Source organism: Aquisalimonas asiatica, from assembly GCF_900110585.1.
In the GTDB taxonomy this organism is placed as follows: Bacteria; Pseudomonadota; Gammaproteobacteria; order Nitrococcales; family Aquisalimonadaceae; genus Aquisalimonas; species Aquisalimonas asiatica.
Genome location: NZ_FOEG01000004.1, coordinates 109,671 through 124,354, shown reverse-complemented (window position 1 = coordinate 124,354; position 14,684 = coordinate 109,671). Strand labels below are relative to the sequence as shown.

18 protein-coding genes are annotated in these 14,684 nt (G+C 60.4%); 4 read left to right on the top strand and 14 right to left on the bottom strand.

Annotated features, from left to right (window positions below; all coding sequences use genetic code 11):
• Positions 1–25 precede the first annotated feature (25 nt).
• Positions 26–445 carry a CBS domain-containing protein gene (locus tag BMZ02_RS10435; protein ID WP_091643271.1) on the bottom strand — a complete coding sequence of 140 codons (420 nt, stop codon included), beginning with the start codon at positions 443–445 and terminating at the stop codon, positions 26–28.
• A gap of 98 nt (positions 446–543) precedes the next feature.
• Positions 544–1,554 carry a virulence RhuM family protein/type II toxin-antitoxin system death-on-curing family toxin gene (locus BMZ02_RS10430; protein WP_091643269.1) on the bottom strand — a complete coding sequence of 337 codons (1,011 nt, stop codon included), beginning with the start codon at positions 1,552–1,554 and terminating at the stop codon, positions 544–546.
• 135 nt (positions 1,555–1,689) lie between these two features.
• Between BMZ02_RS10430 and BMZ02_RS10425 the strand changes: the two genes are divergently transcribed.
• A complete protein-coding gene (locus tag BMZ02_RS10425; RefSeq protein WP_091643266.1) occupies positions 1,690–2,829 on the top strand; it encodes an aminotransferase class V-fold PLP-dependent enzyme in 1,140 nt (379 codons plus the stop codon).
• Between the two features lie 22 nt (positions 2,830–2,851).
• Here the strand turns inward: BMZ02_RS10425 and BMZ02_RS10420 are convergent, their stop codons facing one another.
• Entirely contained in the window at positions 2,852–3,442 is a 591-nt protein-coding gene (locus tag BMZ02_RS10420) for an NADPH-dependent FMN reductase (RefSeq protein ID WP_091643263.1), read from the bottom strand.
• A gap of 77 nt (positions 3,443–3,519) precedes the next feature.
• On the opposite strand from BMZ02_RS10420, the gene soxR reads away from it, so the two are divergent.
• Positions 3,520–3,981 carry a redox-sensitive transcriptional activator SoxR gene (soxR, locus tag BMZ02_RS10415; RefSeq protein WP_091643262.1) on the top strand — a complete coding sequence of 154 codons (462 nt, stop codon included), beginning with the start codon at positions 3,520–3,522 and terminating at the stop codon, positions 3,979–3,981.
• A 118-nt stretch (positions 3,982–4,099) separates the two neighbouring features.
• Here soxR and BMZ02_RS10410 read toward each other — a convergent pair whose 3' ends face one another.
• Entirely contained in the window at positions 4,100–4,606 is a 507-nt protein-coding gene (locus BMZ02_RS10410) for a GNAT family N-acetyltransferase (protein WP_091644049.1), read from the bottom strand.
• Positions 4,607–4,718: 112 nt separating this feature from the next.
• Positions 4,719–5,414: an aspartate/glutamate racemase family protein gene (locus tag BMZ02_RS10405; RefSeq protein ID WP_091643259.1), complete on the bottom strand. Its 696-nt coding sequence runs from the start codon at positions 5,412–5,414 to the stop codon at positions 4,719–4,721.
• A gap of 361 nt (positions 5,415–5,775) precedes the next feature.
• On the opposite strand from BMZ02_RS10405, the gene BMZ02_RS10400 reads away from it, so the two are divergent.
• The gene (locus BMZ02_RS10400; RefSeq protein WP_091643257.1) at positions 5,776–6,135 is read left to right on the top strand and encodes a VOC family protein; all 360 of its coding nucleotides are present in this window, start codon (positions 5,776–5,778) and stop codon (positions 6,133–6,135) included.
• Between the two features lie 190 nt (positions 6,136–6,325).
• On the opposite strand, the gene BMZ02_RS10395 is transcribed toward BMZ02_RS10400, so the two are convergent.
• Positions 6,326–6,727, bottom strand: coding sequence for a MerR family transcriptional regulator (locus BMZ02_RS10395; protein WP_091643254.1), 402 nt, complete (start codon positions 6,725–6,727; stop codon positions 6,326–6,328).
• Between the two features lie 86 nt (positions 6,728–6,813).
• Here BMZ02_RS10395 and BMZ02_RS10390 point away from each other — a divergent pair, with 86 nt between their 5' ends.
• Positions 6,814–7,875, top strand: coding sequence for an SO_0444 family Cu/Zn efflux transporter (locus tag BMZ02_RS10390; RefSeq protein WP_091643251.1), 1,062 nt, complete (start codon positions 6,814–6,816; stop codon positions 7,873–7,875).
• A 121-nt stretch (positions 7,876–7,996) separates the two neighbouring features.
• Here BMZ02_RS10390 and BMZ02_RS10385 read toward each other — a convergent pair whose 3' ends face one another.
• The 8 genes from BMZ02_RS10385 to BMZ02_RS19295 form a co-directional block, all read right to left on the bottom strand.
• A complete protein-coding gene (locus tag BMZ02_RS10385; protein WP_216110809.1) occupies positions 7,997–8,623 on the bottom strand; it encodes an ASCH domain-containing protein in 627 nt (208 codons plus the stop codon).
• 113 nt (positions 8,624–8,736) lie between these two features.
• On the bottom strand, positions 8,737–9,132 hold the full coding sequence (locus tag BMZ02_RS10380) for an MAPEG family protein (protein WP_091643249.1): 396 nt from the start codon (positions 9,130–9,132) through the stop codon (positions 8,737–8,739).
• Between the two features lie 197 nt (positions 9,133–9,329).
• On the bottom strand, positions 9,330–9,698 hold the full coding sequence (locus BMZ02_RS10375) for a VOC family protein (RefSeq protein WP_091643246.1): 369 nt from the start codon (positions 9,696–9,698) through the stop codon (positions 9,330–9,332).
• 79 nt (positions 9,699–9,777) lie between these two features.
• A complete protein-coding gene (locus BMZ02_RS10370) occupies positions 9,778–10,167 on the bottom strand; it encodes an MAPEG family protein (protein ID WP_091643244.1) in 390 nt (129 codons plus the stop codon).
• Between the two features lie 42 nt (positions 10,168–10,209).
• Positions 10,210–10,728 carry a GNAT family N-acetyltransferase gene (locus BMZ02_RS19425; RefSeq protein ID WP_425425081.1) on the bottom strand — a complete coding sequence of 173 codons (519 nt, stop codon included), beginning with the start codon at positions 10,726–10,728 and terminating at the stop codon, positions 10,210–10,212.
• A gap of 275 nt (positions 10,729–11,003) precedes the next feature.
• Positions 11,004–11,561, bottom strand: a complete 558-nt coding sequence (locus tag BMZ02_RS10360; RefSeq protein ID WP_216110808.1) for a nucleotidyltransferase family protein — start codon at positions 11,559–11,561, stop codon at positions 11,004–11,006.
• A 60-nt stretch (positions 11,562–11,621) separates the two neighbouring features.
• Positions 11,622–12,545 carry a cation efflux transmembrane domain-containing protein gene (locus BMZ02_RS10355; RefSeq protein ID WP_091643241.1) on the bottom strand — a complete coding sequence of 308 codons (924 nt, stop codon included), beginning with the start codon at positions 12,543–12,545 and terminating at the stop codon, positions 11,622–11,624.
• Between the two features lie 149 nt (positions 12,546–12,694).
• Entirely contained in the window at positions 12,695–14,614 is a 1,920-nt protein-coding gene (locus BMZ02_RS19295) for a methyl-accepting chemotaxis protein (protein WP_171909892.1), read from the bottom strand.
• Between the last annotated feature and the right edge of the window lie 70 nt (positions 14,615–14,684).

The following is a 14,684-nucleotide window of genomic DNA, read 5'->3' as shown; positions in this document are numbered from 1 at the left end:
GAAGGTCCACCCTACGCTCGCGGGGTCATGGGCCGTCGGCGTCGTCCCCGCGGACGATCTCCACCAGCGCATTCAGGGCGTCGCTTGCGGTGAAGATGCCGAGAAACAGGCCATCATCGTCCATCACGATGGCACTGCCGACCTTCTGATCCGACATGGCGTAGGCCACTTTGTCCAGCGGCGCGCTGGCCGCGACCGTCAGGGGGTCCTCCGCCATGATATCCGCCGCACATACCTGGTGCTTCGCCGACGAGTCCAGCCCCAGCACCACGCGCACATCCCGGTCGCTGACCACGCCCACCGCCGCACCGTCGCGCAGCACGGGGAGGTGGCGAATGCCGTGCCTCTCCATCAGCGCGCGCAGCTCGTCGACGGTCATACCCTCGTTCGCCGTCACGGGATCGGGGGTGGTGAACTCCTCAACCGGCATTTTCCTTGACGTCATGATGGCCTCCGATAGTGAAGTCAGGGCGTGGTACGAATGCCCCTCCAGTCTACCAAACGGCCATCATGGGGATGGGTCATCCCTGGCTGCTGGGCGTGCTACAGGGCTTCATGCCCCTCAGGACAACAGCTCGCGGTATCAGGAGCCCCCTGGGCGATCAGGTTCATCACCAGCCGCACCATCAGGTCCTTGGCCTTGGGGTCGCTTTCGGCGATGAGCAGGGTCAGGGCGGTCAGACCTTGTTCATTCAGGGTCAGGCGCATGCCCTCATACCGGAGGTAGAGCAGGAAGAGAAAGGCGCCGGAGCGCTTGTTACCGTCCGAGAAGGGGTGGTTCTTGATCACGAAGTAGAGCAGATGCGCGGCGCGCTCCTCTCGGGTCCTGTACAGCGGCTCGCCGAACATGCTCTGTTCCAGGTTGCCCAGAATCGAAACGAGGCCGTCGCCCCGGTCCCGGGCGAACAGCTCCGTCGCCTCGCCCCGTTCGCGCAGCTCTCCGGCCAGGGCATCCAGCGCATGGCGCGCTTCATCGAAGGCGAGCACCCCACGAGCGGGCCGGGCACCGGGCGGCACCCCCAGGGCGCCTTCGTCGTAGTCCTGTAGCAGGCGCCAGGTGCGGGCGTAGCCGAGAATCAGGCCCACCGCCTCCTGCCCCACATCCGAAACCCGTTCCTGCCGCCTAAGCGTCTCGCCAAGCAGCCCCACGGCCCGCTCAAGCTCGGAGAGTCCCCGCTGAGCCAGGCGATGCTCGCTGACGCTGAAACCTTGGGTGAGGTGTTCGCGCAGGACGCGGGTGGCCCACTGGCGGAAGCGCACGCCCTGGTGAGATTTGACCCGATAACCCACTGAAATGATGACATCGAGATTGTAATGCTCGATGGCGCGCTGGACCTGTCGGTTTCCCTCCTGACGAACCATCCGGAAACTCCGGATCGTTCCCTTCCGGTCCAGCTCACCGTCGTCGAACACATTACTGATGTGCTCATTGACGGTGCGCAGATCCTTGCCGAACAGGTCCGCCATCTGCTTCTGGGTAAGCCAGACAGTCTCCCCTTCCAGGCGGACTTCCACCGGCTGGCTATCGTCTTCGAATATTACGATGTTGGTCATCCGGCCGCCTTGCTGTGTATGTCAGGAGCCAGCTGCAAGTGTACCGGTTTCGACAGCCTCATCACGCCACTTGCCGAACAACGGCCAATCGGCGTACACCTGTCCCTGTCGGCAACAACCACGCTGGAGGCTCGCATGTCCGCGCAGGCACCGGGGCAGAAACCACGCCAACTCCTGGAATACTCGGTGGTGTTCACCGATCGCTCCATGAACCACATGTCCGCCGCGTTCCAGGGCGTGATGCGCGACCTGTCGGCCGGGCTGCGGTGCGTCTACGAAGCCGAGGCGGCCGTCGTGGTCCCCGGAGGCGGCACCTGCGCCATGGAGGCGGTGGCGCGCCAGTTCGCCACCGGCCAGCGCTGCCTGGTGATCCGCAACGGCTGGTTCAGCTATCGCTGGACGCAGATCCTCGACACCGGCGGCATCGCCTCCGCCGCCGCCGTGCTCAAGGCGCGGCCCACCACCACGCAGCACCCAGCCGCATATGCTCCGCCGCCGGTGGAGGAGGCCGTGGCGGCCATCCGCGCGGAGCAGCCGGCCGTCGTCTTCGCACCGCATGTGGAGACCGCATCCGGCATTCTGCTGCCGGACGACTACGTGCGCGCCCTCGCCGACGCGGCACACGAAGTCGGCGGCCTGTTCGTCCTCGACTGCATCGCCTCCGGCGCGCTGTGGGTGGACATGCGGGCGCTGGGCGTCGACGTACTCATCAGCGCACCACAGAAGGGCTGGAGCGCGTCGCCCTGCGCCGGACTGGTGATGCTGAGCGCCGCAGCGGAGGAGCGCCTGGCGCAGACCACCAGCACGAGTTTTACGCTGGACCTCGGCAAGTGGCGCGCCATCATGCGCGCCTACGAAGACGGCGGCCACGCCTATCACGCCACCATGCCCACGGACAGCCTGGCCCGCTTCCGCGACACCCTGCGGGAGACCGAGGCGGCCGGCCTCGAAACCCTTCGGGAACGGCAGACCGAGCTGGGTAACCGGGTCCGCGGGCTGCTCTCGGAACACGGCTTTGCCAGCGTCGCCGCCGAGGGATTCCAGGCGCCGGGTGTCGTCGTCTGCCACACCGACAACCCCGTCCTGCACAACGGCCGTGCCTTCGCGGACCGGGGCCTGCAGACGGCAGCCGGCGTGCCACTCATGTGCGACGAGCCGGAGGACTTCCGCACGTTCCGGATCGGCCTGTTCGGGCTGGACAAGCTCCAGCATGTGGACCGGACCGTCAGCCGGCTGGAGGAGGCCCTGACGGCAATCGATGGCCGCAGAGCATGACAGCCCCGTCATGTCAGACGGCTCACGCCACCTGCTGGTAGGGCCTGACAAGACGTGCGTGGCGCAAGGCCTCCGCCCACCAGTGCAACCGGGACAGCAACGTGCTCATGCTGCGCTCAGCCGACGTGGACCCCCGCAGCTCCCCGCTGCGCTCATCGATAGATTCCCAGACGTTGGCGAAACTCACCACATCACGTATGCCCACAGCGTGCAGTTCGGCGAACACATGCCGCAGATGCTCAACCGCGCGCAGTCCGCCCGCGATTCCCCCGTAGGACACAAAGGCCACCGGCTTGGCCTGCCAGGCCTCGTAAACGGAATCGATGAGGAACTTCAGTGCTGCCGGATAGCTGTGGTTGTATTCCGGCGTGACCACGATGAAGGCATCGGCATCGGCGAGACGCTGCTGCAATGCCTGCACCGCCGGCCCGTCCTCATGCTCGTGGCGCACCGGCAGCTCGAGCGCCAAAGGGTCAATGACGTCAATCTCGAACTCGCCCCCGGCCCGCACACTCTGCTCCACCCAGGCCGCGACCGTATCGCAGAGCCGGCCCTCGCAGGCGCTTCCCAGGATCAGCGCTACTTTTGATCGTTCCCTCAAATGCTCGCTCATTGCTTCAACTCCCGTGCCTTGAAATGTGACAGTAGAGAGCGTAAGAGTTAAAGTTAACTTTAAGTCAAGGATTTTTCATGAACGCGCATCACCCCAGCCCCCCTCGCGAAACCCTCACCGTCGGCGAAGTCGCCAGGCGCGCCGGCCTGCAGACCTCCGCACTACGCTTCTACGAATCGCGGGGGTTGATCCGAAGCACCCGCAATGCGAGCGGGCATCGCCGCTATGCGCGGGACACGCTCAGGAGAGTCGCCGTGATCAAGGCGGCCCAGCGGATCGGAATTCCGCTTGACGAGATTGCCGATGCGCTGTCAACGCTACCGGAAGGCCGGACCCCGACCGCATCCGACTGGAGACAACTGTCGGATGCATGGCGCGCCCAACTGGACGAGCGAATCGACAAATTGTGCAAACTGCGCGACCAGCTTGATGACTGCATCGGGTGTGGCTGTTTGTCGCTGGAAAGCTGCCCGCTGCGTAACCCCTCGGATGTCGCGGCACAGGCCGGACCGGGCGCACGGCTATTCGATCCGGACTGAACACGGTGGCATCGGGCATTACGTACGCCACTTCATCCAGAGGCGTGGTACATGCACTCGCCGTCCCGAATCGGAACCGGGCCTCTGCGACATTATGCGACTTGGCAAACCAGGCAGACTAGCCCCGTGGGTGGAATGCCTCATGATAGGAGACCACCCCGTGCGGAACGGATGCGCCGAGCGCCAGCGCCTGAAAGTACGCGGGCGGTACATCCGGGAGAGTCAGTCCAGGCTCCGGCCTGAAACCGAAGCGGGCGTAGTAAGCGGGCTCACCGAGAAGCACGCAGCCGGCCGCACTCCGCTCCTGGAGGCAGCGCAAGGCGGTGCGCACAAGCTCGCTCCCGATCCCCTGCCCCTGCCGCTCCGGGTGGACCGAGATCGGGCCAAGTCCGTACCAGCCGCACGATCCGTCTGAGACCGTCACCGGCGACACCGCCACGTGACCGACGATCTCTCCGGCCTGCTCCGCCACAAGCGAGATGTCCAGGGCGCCCGCCGCGCGCAGGGCGTCGACGATGAACGGCTCCGTCCCATCCGAGTGCGGCGCGTCGAGGAACGCCGCCGTGGTCAGACCGTGGATGGCATCGGCATCCGTCGGTGCTTCGTGGCGTATGGTCGTCGTCATGGCCAACCCCTTTCTGCGGGCAATCCCCATTGCCGCTCAACGCCCTGCACATCCGCTCGGCCCTGGCGCGCCAGCGTACGAGTCAGCCCCATTCTTAGCCTGGACTCGACCATCATGAAGCCAGTGCTTCCTCAGCGGCCGCCCGTGCGTGGATGGCCGTGGTATCAAAGAGCGGCACTTCGGAGTCCTGCTGGCTTACGAGAAGAGAGATCTCCGTGCACCCCAGGATGATGGACTGTGCCCCTTGAGCCGCGAGGTCCTTCATGATCCGCCGGTAGGCGGTCCGGGACTCGGGCTGTACGACTCCAAGGCAGAGCTCCTCGTAGATGATGCGGTGAACCGTGCCGCGGTCCTGCTCCTGCGGAACGAGTACTTGAAACCCGTGCCGGTCGCGCAACCTGTCCCTGTAAAAGGGTTGTTCCATCGTGAAGCGCGTGCCAAGCAACCCCACCTTCGACAGACCATGTCGCTTGATCTCCGCGGCCGTGGTGTCCGCGATGTGCAGCAGCGGGATCCCGACAGCGGCCTCGATACTCCCGGAAACCCTGTGCATCGTGTTCGTGCACAGCACCACGAACGTTGCACCTGCTGCTTGTAGTGAACGCGCAGCATCGGCCAGGATGATCCCAGCCGCCTCCCAATTGCCGTCTCGCTGCAGCTGCTCGATCTCGTGGAAGTCAACGCTATACAAGATGATCTTTGCCGAGTGCAAACCACCCAGCCGCTCCCGAACCTCCTCATTGATCTGCCGGTAGTACGGCACCGTCGACTCCCAGCTCATACCACCGATCAGCCCGATCGTCTTCATCAAGAGCTCCCTGGCAAACACCGAGCACACCGAACGCCCGCACAAGCAGGCTGCACAAATTCGATCCGTCGGCTCCAATGAACCGGTCGAACTCGAACACCGACTTTCGACAGGAGGGTGGCATTTCTGGAGCGCCCAACGCCACGCTCACCGGTAAATTAGGAGCGTAGCCTGATAAGCGACTCGTTGATCATGTCGAAGTTCGTGAGACTCTCCTACACTGACCGCAAGCACATCGGCCCGTGTGTGCCAGTGCTCTCGATCTACAGTTGGGTGCCGGGGGGCTACCGGACTTGCGATGAGATAATCGAACAGGTTAACCCGAGCCTTAGGCATCACGTGTCTTCAGGAGTTTTGATCAATGAAGATGAATTACTTTCTTTTCGGAACGAACGATATGCGGAGATCAATTGCCTTCTATGATGCGTTTTTCGAAGGCAGCGGTACCAATAAAATATACTCCGAAGGCCGTATGACATTATGGGCAAATGGGGAGTTTATGTTTGGCATAGTTGAGCCATTTGATGGAGAAGATGCCACGAACGGGAACGGTACAATGCTTGGTCTTAACGTCGATTCTTCCGAAGAAGTCGAGCGACTATACAAGAAGGCATTGGACCTGGGAGGCGCAAGTGAAGGTGAACCAGGCATGAGATCAGGGCGATACGCTGCGTACGTACGAGACCTGGACAAGAATAAAATATGTCTTTATGTGATGTGATGCTGAACAACCGGCATCGATTCACAGCCTTCGGCTGCCGGACTCAGTCCAGCATCAGGGAGTTGTTCACTATCAGTTGGCGATGCGCGAGGGCCCGGGCAACCAGCAGGGCGTGAACACCCGGAGAGACATCAAATGCCGGCGTGGGAGCTGCTTCGTGCTGTGCTGGGTGGCGTGAACCAAGATGTTTTCACGCTTCGTGATAAAGCGACTCGACAATGCGGCACTCGGCTACCCGGCCACCCTGGCACTGGCGGACCACGGACCGCAGCTCGGCCGCCAGTCGCTGCAAGCGGGCAATCTGCGTTTCCACCCGGTGCAGGTGGTCCTCGGCAATTCGGTTGATCTGCGTGCAGTCGTCTTCCGGGTAGTCCGACAGTGCCAGCAGCTCCTGGATGGTGGCCAGTTCCAATCCCAGTTGCCGACCGTGGCGAATAAACCGCAGCCGCTTCACAGCGTCCGGAGGGTAACAGCGATAGCCATTGGCCTGACGCTTCGGCTTGGCCAGCAGGCCCAGTTTCTCGTAATGGCGGATGGTCTCCCGCGAACAGCCGGATTGCGCCGCAACGTCACCAATCAACAAGCCGTTCATCGCCTTCACCCCCAGGCCTTTACCCTGTAACGATTACAGGGTTTAGCCTAGCACAGAATACTCAGTAACCGGGGAAGGGTTCTGCCGTGTCGATCCTGAATTCTGTGCTGGAACTGGCGCTCACTGCTGCACCGTGGCTGCTGATCGGCCTGACGCTGGCCGCTCTCATCAAGGCGTGGTTTCCCGAGCACCTGCTGCAACGCTGGCTGGGCGGCTCGGGGCTGGGCAGCATTACGCGCGGCGCCCTGATCGGCACCCCACTGCCGCTCTGCTCCTGCGGCGCCATACCCGTTGCCCTGACCCTGCATCGCAACGGCGCCAGCCGAGGCCCAACCACTGCCTTTCTGATAGGCACACCCGGTGTGGGCGCCGACTCGCTGGCACTGACCTATGCGCTGCTGGGGCCTTTCATGCTGGTCGCACGCATGCTGGGAGCCATCGGCAGTGCCATTGTCACCGGCCTGTTGGTAACCGTCACCGGCACAAGACAGCAGATCCCCGAGCCGTCAGACATCTCCGGCTGCTGCAGTGGCCCAGGCCATACCCACGAGGCAACGGCTGACGTTGCTGCAAACCCTGCGCACATCGACACCCTCAAGGCCGGCTTCCGCTACGCCTTCGGCGACCTGCTGCGCGACATCCGCAACTGGCTGGTGGCCGGCATCGTACTGGCTGGCGTGCTGATGGCCCTGGTATCACCCGAGATGCTGTCTGATCTGGGCTCCGGCCTGCTGCCCAAGATACTGATGGCCGTGGTCGGCCTGCCACTCTACATCTGTGCAGCGGCGGCCACGCCCATTGCGCTGGGCTTGCTGGTGGCCGGGCTGTCACCCGGCACGGTTCTGGTTTTCCTGCTCGCAGCGCCCATCACCAGCCTGGCCACCCTGACGGTTTATCGCCGCGAGATGGGTACCCCGGCCGTTCTCCTGTATCTCGGTGGCGTACTGGTCTGTGCGGTGGCAGCCGGCTGGCTGACCGATCTCGCCATTGCCCGGACCGGCATCGCTCTGCAGGCCCAGCTCAGCCAGGGCGGGGAACTGCTGCCGGAGTTCGTCGAGTGGCCCGCGCTGCTCATACTACTGGCCGCCGCCTGGTGGCCAGCGAAGGCAGCCAACAAGTATACGGGGAGCGCATCGCCCCCATCATAGGTGGACGCAGCCACTGAACGCCGGGCGAGAGCGTATGCCGAACCGCTGGGGTCGCGGCCCAGCGTTTCAGCACTTACCGCCGACCGTCTTCTCACGATCCTGAGCCGGCTGTGACCGATTGTTATGTGGCGTTACTACTCGCCTTTGAACGCAGGAAGTCGAGCAGCGCTTCACCGCGTGGTGACAAACGGTAACCCGTCCCAAGGCTCTCGCTCAGCCCAAGGTTCTTCAGCTTCCTCACGTTAAGTTTGAACCGCTCCTTCTCCTGATCGACGAGACCACACAAATCCCCTGCACGAACTCCCGGATGAAGGCTCAAGGCTTCCAAGGTTCGATAGGTCCACGCTCCCTCCGAGGCGCGTGCATCCAATCGACTTAGCCGACCTCGCAGATCCTGGAGCTCCTCGTCTGTGGCAGCCCGTGTTTCGCGTAGGGCGATTCGTGGATCTGGCAGTAACGGTCCCAGTTCGACTCGATAGATTTTACCGTCGCTCCGACGCCGTAACTCGTCGAGCAACTCCTTTTTCGACTCGTACCCGGCGCGGTAAGCATCTTCTGCCGATATGGAGTTTAGCGCTACTTCCTCCACAGACTTGATGTTGAGTTGCCCGACAGGAGTGAGCAACGTACCGCCCCTTCGCACGGATGGCCTACGCCAGCGCCGAAATGCCAGGGTAAAGACGCCCGCGCGCATGCCCTCAAGGAACTTCTTTCGAAAAAGCATCAACTCACCCCCGGCTTCAACCATATTACGTCTGCAGCAGGAGCGCGACATAACGAGCGCCCGCCGACCGCAACGAACGAATTCAGTAATGGGTAACGCCAGCGCTCAGCCGAAACGGCGTCCGCTTGAGTCAACGGTCAGGCGCTACCGCCCACATATACGGCAATCGCCCAGACCGATGCGATTAATGTGATGAGAAATGTGCCTGCATGCCCAATAAAACGCCCGGCAGTGTTCATCTTTTCTGCGCGTAATCCAGCAGCGTGAAAGATACGGCATATGACCAGCGCAGCACCCATGATATGAATTGCCGTCGGAGTAACGCCATTCATTTCCAATAGGGCAATGAGCAACAACGCTAGAGGCACGTACTCCACAAAGTTCGAGTGGCGGCGCATGGAAAGCAGCATTTCCCTACTACCACCATCTCCGACTGAAGCGCCGATCTTTCCTCGGATCCGTCCGCTAAGAGCAGAAAGAACAAGCGATAGAATACCGAGAAGACCGGCGTACAGAATTGTTACGTGGGGCATAAACGCATCCTTCGAAGTGCCGCCTAACGTCGCGTTCACCGGCTCGCCCGGTCCAAGGCATGGTTATAAAGGATCAATCTCCTTTCGCATGACCGGCCGATCCTCGACTAATCCTCGTACACTATTCATAACACCCGCCATTAGCGGCGGATGGAACGGGCGTCCGGCGATCACAGGGAGCGGATTTTATGGATTTTTTACGTGTGATCACTGGATGAAACCAGATGGATTATGTTTGATGGGCTAGACACCCAGAATGCCTTGAATCCACTCGGAAGCGGCTCGATCTCATCCCTACGGTGACAGCCTTGGTCTTTAAGATACTCAGAGGCCTCACCGATATCACTGGCAACGACCTCCAGCCATATTTCAGACTGACTCAACCCCGGCATACGGTCTAGCCAAAGCACTTTGTCGCCAAACTCAAATTTCGGAGTGTCGTTTTCACCGTTCCCGGTGAGTTCTCTGAATCGCAGGATTTCTCGGTAGAAACGGACGGTACTCTCGTATTCGTGAGTTGGTATTTTCATGGCAATGTTCTTGCCTGGCTTGAATTCTACACTCATGATCAGCCCCTTGAGTTGGGGAACACGTAACGCCGCCCATCACCGGCCCCGGAAAGTGGCAGCCTGTTCGATGTGATCGTCAGGCGACACCTGTAACGGTCAACCAGACTATTGCAGCAGCTGCCACCACATAGCAGCTAAACGTGAGTGCCATGCCCCCGACGCGATAAGCGAACACCTCCGCCTCGTGCGACACACCGAAAGCATGGACCACGCGACCGACAAGCAGGGCGATGCCCAGGCCGTGGACCAAAACCGCCGGGGCTGACAGTACCTCTGCACCGGCAATCAACAGCAAGGCCAGCGGGACATACTCCGCGAAATTCCCATGAACGCGCATGGCACGAAGCATGAGCGCATTGCCACCATCGCCAACAGCGATCCGCAGCCGCTTCCGCAACCGCAAAGTCCGAACGCTGAGCAGCACGAACACGATTCCCAGCAATGCTGCATAAATCGGCCAAACCATGTGCAATCTCCCTATGGCACCTAGTATCTTGTCCCGGCCTTGTCAGGTGCGACGCCTTGTTAAACGAGACTCCGATGCCCACATCGAATATACGGCATGATCGACAGACCTGCCGTGTAGATACTCACGCTCGCGGAGAATGCCCTCGAAGGTGAATCCCAAGCGCTCGGGAATAGCTCTGCTTCGCGCATTGCCCGTAGCACAGGCGATATCGATCCGGTTTAGCCCATACTCCCGAAAGCCCGCTTCAACCAGCGCTCTCACCGACAACGTCATAACGCCTTGTCCTGCATAGGCTCGGCCCAACCAGTACCCGATACCTCCAATCCTGTTTGTGACGTCGAACGGATGAAACCCGCACACCCCACACATAACCGTGCTGTAGAACACGGCATACTGCGGCCCTTTACCAGATTCGTGTTGGTTGATGGCCGACCTTATGAACGATTCCGTGTCAGCCGGTGACCTGTTCGCATCAACCCAAGGCAGCCACTCTCGCAGGTGCTCCCTGTTCGCATCGATGAGCCGAAAAAGCTCCTCCGTGTGGTGCGTGCTGAGCAACTGCAATTCGACAGCATCGCTGATACGCAACTCGGCTACCTCCGCCTCCGTCAACGGATCATGCTTCCGGATCAAGCTAAGGCACAAAAGCCCGCTGGAAACGATTCATACCGGGGACACTTATAAGAGAGATAACTAACGGACGCTCGAAGTGACGCTTCGATTGCCGCGACTGCCACTCCTCAAGGCGCCCGGCCAGATGTTCATCCAGCGGATCTACTGTACTGTTCGAGCTCGCCAGATGCACCTTGCGCTGGCACCGAGACAGCTCCGGTTTATTTGGAATGGTTGACAGCGAGCTCGGGCCAAGTCTGTAACCAGCCTTTCTTTCTGATTCGCTGCTCAAACTGCTCCATCTTCAATCTCTTTGGGTTTGGGGTAATCGAATACTGGAACAACTGATCAACGCCAAATGGCGCCACTATCCTTATCTGCCCGTTGTTGCTTAACGCCGCACCTACTGCTGTTTCAACCTCAACCCAATAACTCATGGCATCTTCCGTAGATGAGTAGGGGCCGTCAGAGTTACGGGTATGCATTCTCGCTTGATTCTTTACTGACCACGGGAGGCTGTCTTTAGTCCTCAACCTATACTCCAAAGCACGATCTATATTTTTATCCGTATTCAGATCGTCAAAGTAAATCAGATCGATATCATTTAGACTTGTCGTCTGCTCAAAGCCATGAAGCCGATCCCACAATAGATTCCGGACGAAACCAGCTGCAAGACACCAATCGGGCATATTGAGCGATCGAGCACTCTCCAGCGCATCCATTCGCATAGGATCTTCGGAGATCCATCTGACAATGGTGGCGTAGAAACTCATTTCCATGTCTAACGCCTGAATAAACAGAAACCCTTGCTGTTTGTATGTACTGTAAAAGCAAACACCTTATCCGGCCCGCGACCGCTCGGAAACGAGAAGAAACACCTCAGCACCTTCCAGAGCATTCTGGATGGCCTGAGTCAGTTTATCCCGAAGCGCATCAACCTCAGAGGCCAACACTTTACTCATGGGGTTATAGTAGACCGTAACCACGTGGGTCCGCCCCATCTTGATAACAGTGAAATCCTGTGCGCAGCCTCCCGACTCCCGTAATACAGGGCGGGCAGCTCGCCGAGCAGCAGCAACTTCACGTGGCTGAGCGGAAGCCCCAACCAGCTCACCAATACCCACCTTCAGGTCATTCCAGAACTGCCCTACGAAAACAATACAAAGAGTCAGCACAATCAAGGAGTCTGCAACAGGCACAACCGGGGCAATAAAGCCATTCTGGAAAAAGTAAACCCCAACAAAACCCAAAGCAACAATCCCGGTGATCAAGCCGTCAAAAGCGACTGCTTTTGCCTCCAATCGCAAGATATCACTGCGTCTACCACTCAACACCCAGTGCCGATAATGAAACACCCAAAGGAAGGCGCACAGAACCCCAATGAAAAAGAAATATATCAGGATTGGCCCAAAAACCAACCCGGAATCCTCGCCATACACAAAGTAGGCATGTATGGAGATGGCCGCAGAACCCGCAGCGAAAATTATCAACCCGATGATTGTCAGAGATCTAAACGTCGCAAACAAGGACTCCTCGGCCGCATAGCCCATCGGCCGCACATTGTCAGGGCTATTGTTAAGCCTTTGACTAATCCGCAAACCAAGAAACGCAAAAATAAATGCTATTGCGGAAAAAAGCCCATCCAGCATGATCGCTGCCGAGTTACCCAGCAGACCCGCTGCAACGCCAGCCACGCCCATTACCACACTGCCAACCATGGCAACAATCAAAGACCGCTTTTCCCGACGGGCCATTTCAGTCATTTCTCTTACCGACACTCAATTCAAGAGAAGCATCTAGACATAACACACAGCCAGGCCGACAGGCCCGTCTTATGGACAGCACGGGTGGCGCCCCCGGGAACAACGGAGGCAACTTCAGCGACATCTACCACACGCCCGTCGGACGGGTACTATACTCGAAACCTCTGAACCCGGTCCTGCAACGACGATGCGAGCTGCGCGACCTCCTCGCTGGCCGCCGACACCTGCGAGGCACCATCGGCCGTCGCATCGACACCCTCCTTGATCTGACTCAACGAACGATTGATATCCTCAGCGGCCGCCGACTGCTCCTCGGCGGCACTTGCGATCTGGGTGTTCATGTCGTTGATGTGCCCCGTCGCACGATTGATGGACTGCAGCGACTCGGATGCCATTCTGGCCCGCTCCACTGCCTCCGCGGACGAGGCGTGTCCGGCCTCGATCGTCTCACTGGCGTCGCGTATACGGCTCTGCAACGTCTCGACGATCTCCCGGATCTCCCCGGTGGATGTCTGTGTCCGGCTGGCCAGCTGCCGCACTTCGTCGGCGACAACGGAGAAACCGCGCCCGTGATCGCCCGCACGAGCCGCCTCGATCGCCGCATTCAGAGCGAGCAGATTGGTCTGTTCGGTGATCGCGTGGATAACATCCAGAACGGTTCCGACCTGCTCTGCGTCGTGGTTCAGCTGCTTGACGACCTCCGCGGCCTTTTCCGCATTCCCCGCCACTTCCTGGATACCCGCGGCATTGCTCTCTGCAATCTCCATCCCTTCCCGAGCGGCCTTGTCGGAATCCCCGGCAGCTGTCGCGGCGTGGGCTGCATTCTCCGAGACCTGTTGGATGGTCGCCGACATCTCATTCATCGACGTTGCAACCTGGTCTGTCTCCGATTGCTGGTCCTGAAGTTGGTCACGCGTCTCGCCCACCGAGGCCGAGAGCTCCTCGGCAGCCGCCGAGAGCTGGCTCGCCGAGCCTGATACCTGCTGGACCAGGCCTTGAATCTGCTCGACAAAGTCGTTGAAACGCGCACTGAGTTGCCCCAGCTCATCATCGCGGTGGACTGTAAGGCGCTGGGTCAGGTCCGCGTCCCCGGAGGCGATCTCCGCCAGCGCATCCCGGGTGTTCTTGATCGGTTGGCTGATTCGCCGGGCGACCAGAACGATCACGGCACCGAGTGCCAGCAAGGCCACCAGGAACGCGCCAGCGAGGGCAGTGCGTAGCTCGTTGACCGTGGCGAGTAGCACGCGATCCGGGATTGCCACGCCCAGTGACCATCCGGCTCCCCCTTCAATCGGCGCGTAGACCCCGGTGAAAGGCTCGCCATAGCGCTGTTCGAAGTGTGCGACACCCTCTTCCCCGGCTTGCATCGACTCGGCCATTGCACGGTAGGAAGCATCCCCCGAGTCCAGCGCGTTCATCTCCATGCGGACGTCTTCATCAGGGTGGGCGATAATCACACCGTCGGTGCTCATGGCCCACGGTACGGCGTCCTCTCGCGCGGTCGTCTCCGCCACCACCTCTGCCAGGGTATCCAGGGTCACCGTGACAGCAACCAACCCGATGACCTCCCCGGCCTCATCCTCCACCCGCTGCGCGATCACCGTGATGGGGTTGCCGGTACTCGTTGAGTAGAGAGGGTCGGAGATGACGGTGGACACCTCCTCGCGCTCGACAATGCTCTGCCAGTAGTCCCGCCCCGAATTGTCCGTCGGATCCCCGCCGTGGTGGTAGTGCGCCGTACCTTCAGTGTCCACGAAGATGAGCACCTCGTACTCATCACTCATGCTCTCGCCCTGGGTCTCAAGCAAGGAGGTGATCCGATCGCGGTCGTTGGAGCGCAGCTCCTCGGTGCGCGCCAGCGTTTGCACGTACCCTGTGTGGATCTCAAGCCACTGCTCGATGGCCGCGCTCCCGGAGCGGGTCAGCTCCAGGGCGCTACCGGTGATTTCTCCCTGCACCCGGTCACGCACCAGCTCGGAGGCCAGCAACCCCACCCCGATGAAAGCCGCCAGAACCGGGATTCCAAACAACGCGAGCAGCTGCTGCGTTAGCGTGGCCTTCTTCCACATCACCCACCCCCTCCGGAACATGCCGGCATGTGTGCAGGCTCACCACGATCGCAACCGCTTAGGGCGGACT

What these genes read in the sequence shown, in the direction of transcription:
- BMZ02_RS10435 (WP_091643271.1), bottom strand. Translation starts at nt 445, where the DNA reads ATGACGTCAAGGAAAATGCCGGTTGAGGAGTTCACCACCCCCGATCCC.
- BMZ02_RS10430 (WP_091643269.1), bottom strand. Translation starts at nt 1,554, where the DNA reads ATGACCAACATCGTAATATTCGAAGACGATAGCCAGCCGGTGGAAGTC.
- BMZ02_RS10425 (WP_091643266.1), top strand. Translation starts at nt 1,690, where the DNA reads ATGTCCGCGCAGGCACCGGGGCAGAAACCACGCCAACTCCTGGAATAC.
- BMZ02_RS10420 (WP_091643263.1), bottom strand. Translation starts at nt 3,442, where the DNA reads ATGAGCGAGCATTTGAGGGAACGATCAAAAGTAGCGCTGATCCTGGGA.
- soxR (WP_091643262.1), top strand. Translation starts at nt 3,520, where the DNA reads ATGAACGCGCATCACCCCAGCCCCCCTCGCGAAACCCTCACCGTCGGC.
- BMZ02_RS10410 (WP_091644049.1), bottom strand. Translation starts at nt 4,606, where the DNA reads ATGACGACGACCATACGCCACGAAGCACCGACGGATGCCGATGCCATC.
- BMZ02_RS10405 (WP_091643259.1), bottom strand. Translation starts at nt 5,414, where the DNA reads ATGAAGACGATCGGGCTGATCGGTGGTATGAGCTGGGAGTCGACGGTG.
- BMZ02_RS10400 (WP_091643257.1), top strand. Translation starts at nt 5,776, where the DNA reads ATGAAGATGAATTACTTTCTTTTCGGAACGAACGATATGCGGAGATCA.
- BMZ02_RS10395 (WP_091643254.1), bottom strand. Translation starts at nt 6,727, where the DNA reads ATGAACGGCTTGTTGATTGGTGACGTTGCGGCGCAATCCGGCTGTTCG.
- BMZ02_RS10385 (WP_216110809.1), bottom strand. Translation starts at nt 8,623, where the DNA reads ATGGTTGAAGCCGGGGGTGAGTTGATGCTTTTTCGAAAGAAGTTCCTT.
- BMZ02_RS10380 (WP_091643249.1), bottom strand. Translation starts at nt 9,132, where the DNA reads ATGCCCCACGTAACAATTCTGTACGCCGGTCTTCTCGGTATTCTATCG.
- BMZ02_RS10375 (WP_091643246.1), bottom strand. Translation starts at nt 9,698, where the DNA reads ATGAGTGTAGAATTCAAGCCAGGCAAGAACATTGCCATGAAAATACCA.
- BMZ02_RS10370 (WP_091643244.1), bottom strand. Translation starts at nt 10,167, where the DNA reads ATGGTTTGGCCGATTTATGCAGCATTGCTGGGAATCGTGTTCGTGCTG.
- BMZ02_RS10360 (WP_216110808.1), bottom strand. Translation starts at nt 11,561, where the DNA reads ATGGAAATGAGTTTCTACGCCACCATTGTCAGATGGATCTCCGAAGAT.
- BMZ02_RS10355 (WP_091643241.1), bottom strand. Translation starts at nt 12,545, where the DNA reads ATGACTGAAATGGCCCGTCGGGAAAAGCGGTCTTTGATTGTTGCCATG.
- BMZ02_RS19295 (WP_171909892.1), bottom strand. Translation starts at nt 14,614, where the DNA reads ATGTGGAAGAAGGCCACGCTAACGCAGCAGCTGCTCGCGTTGTTTGGA.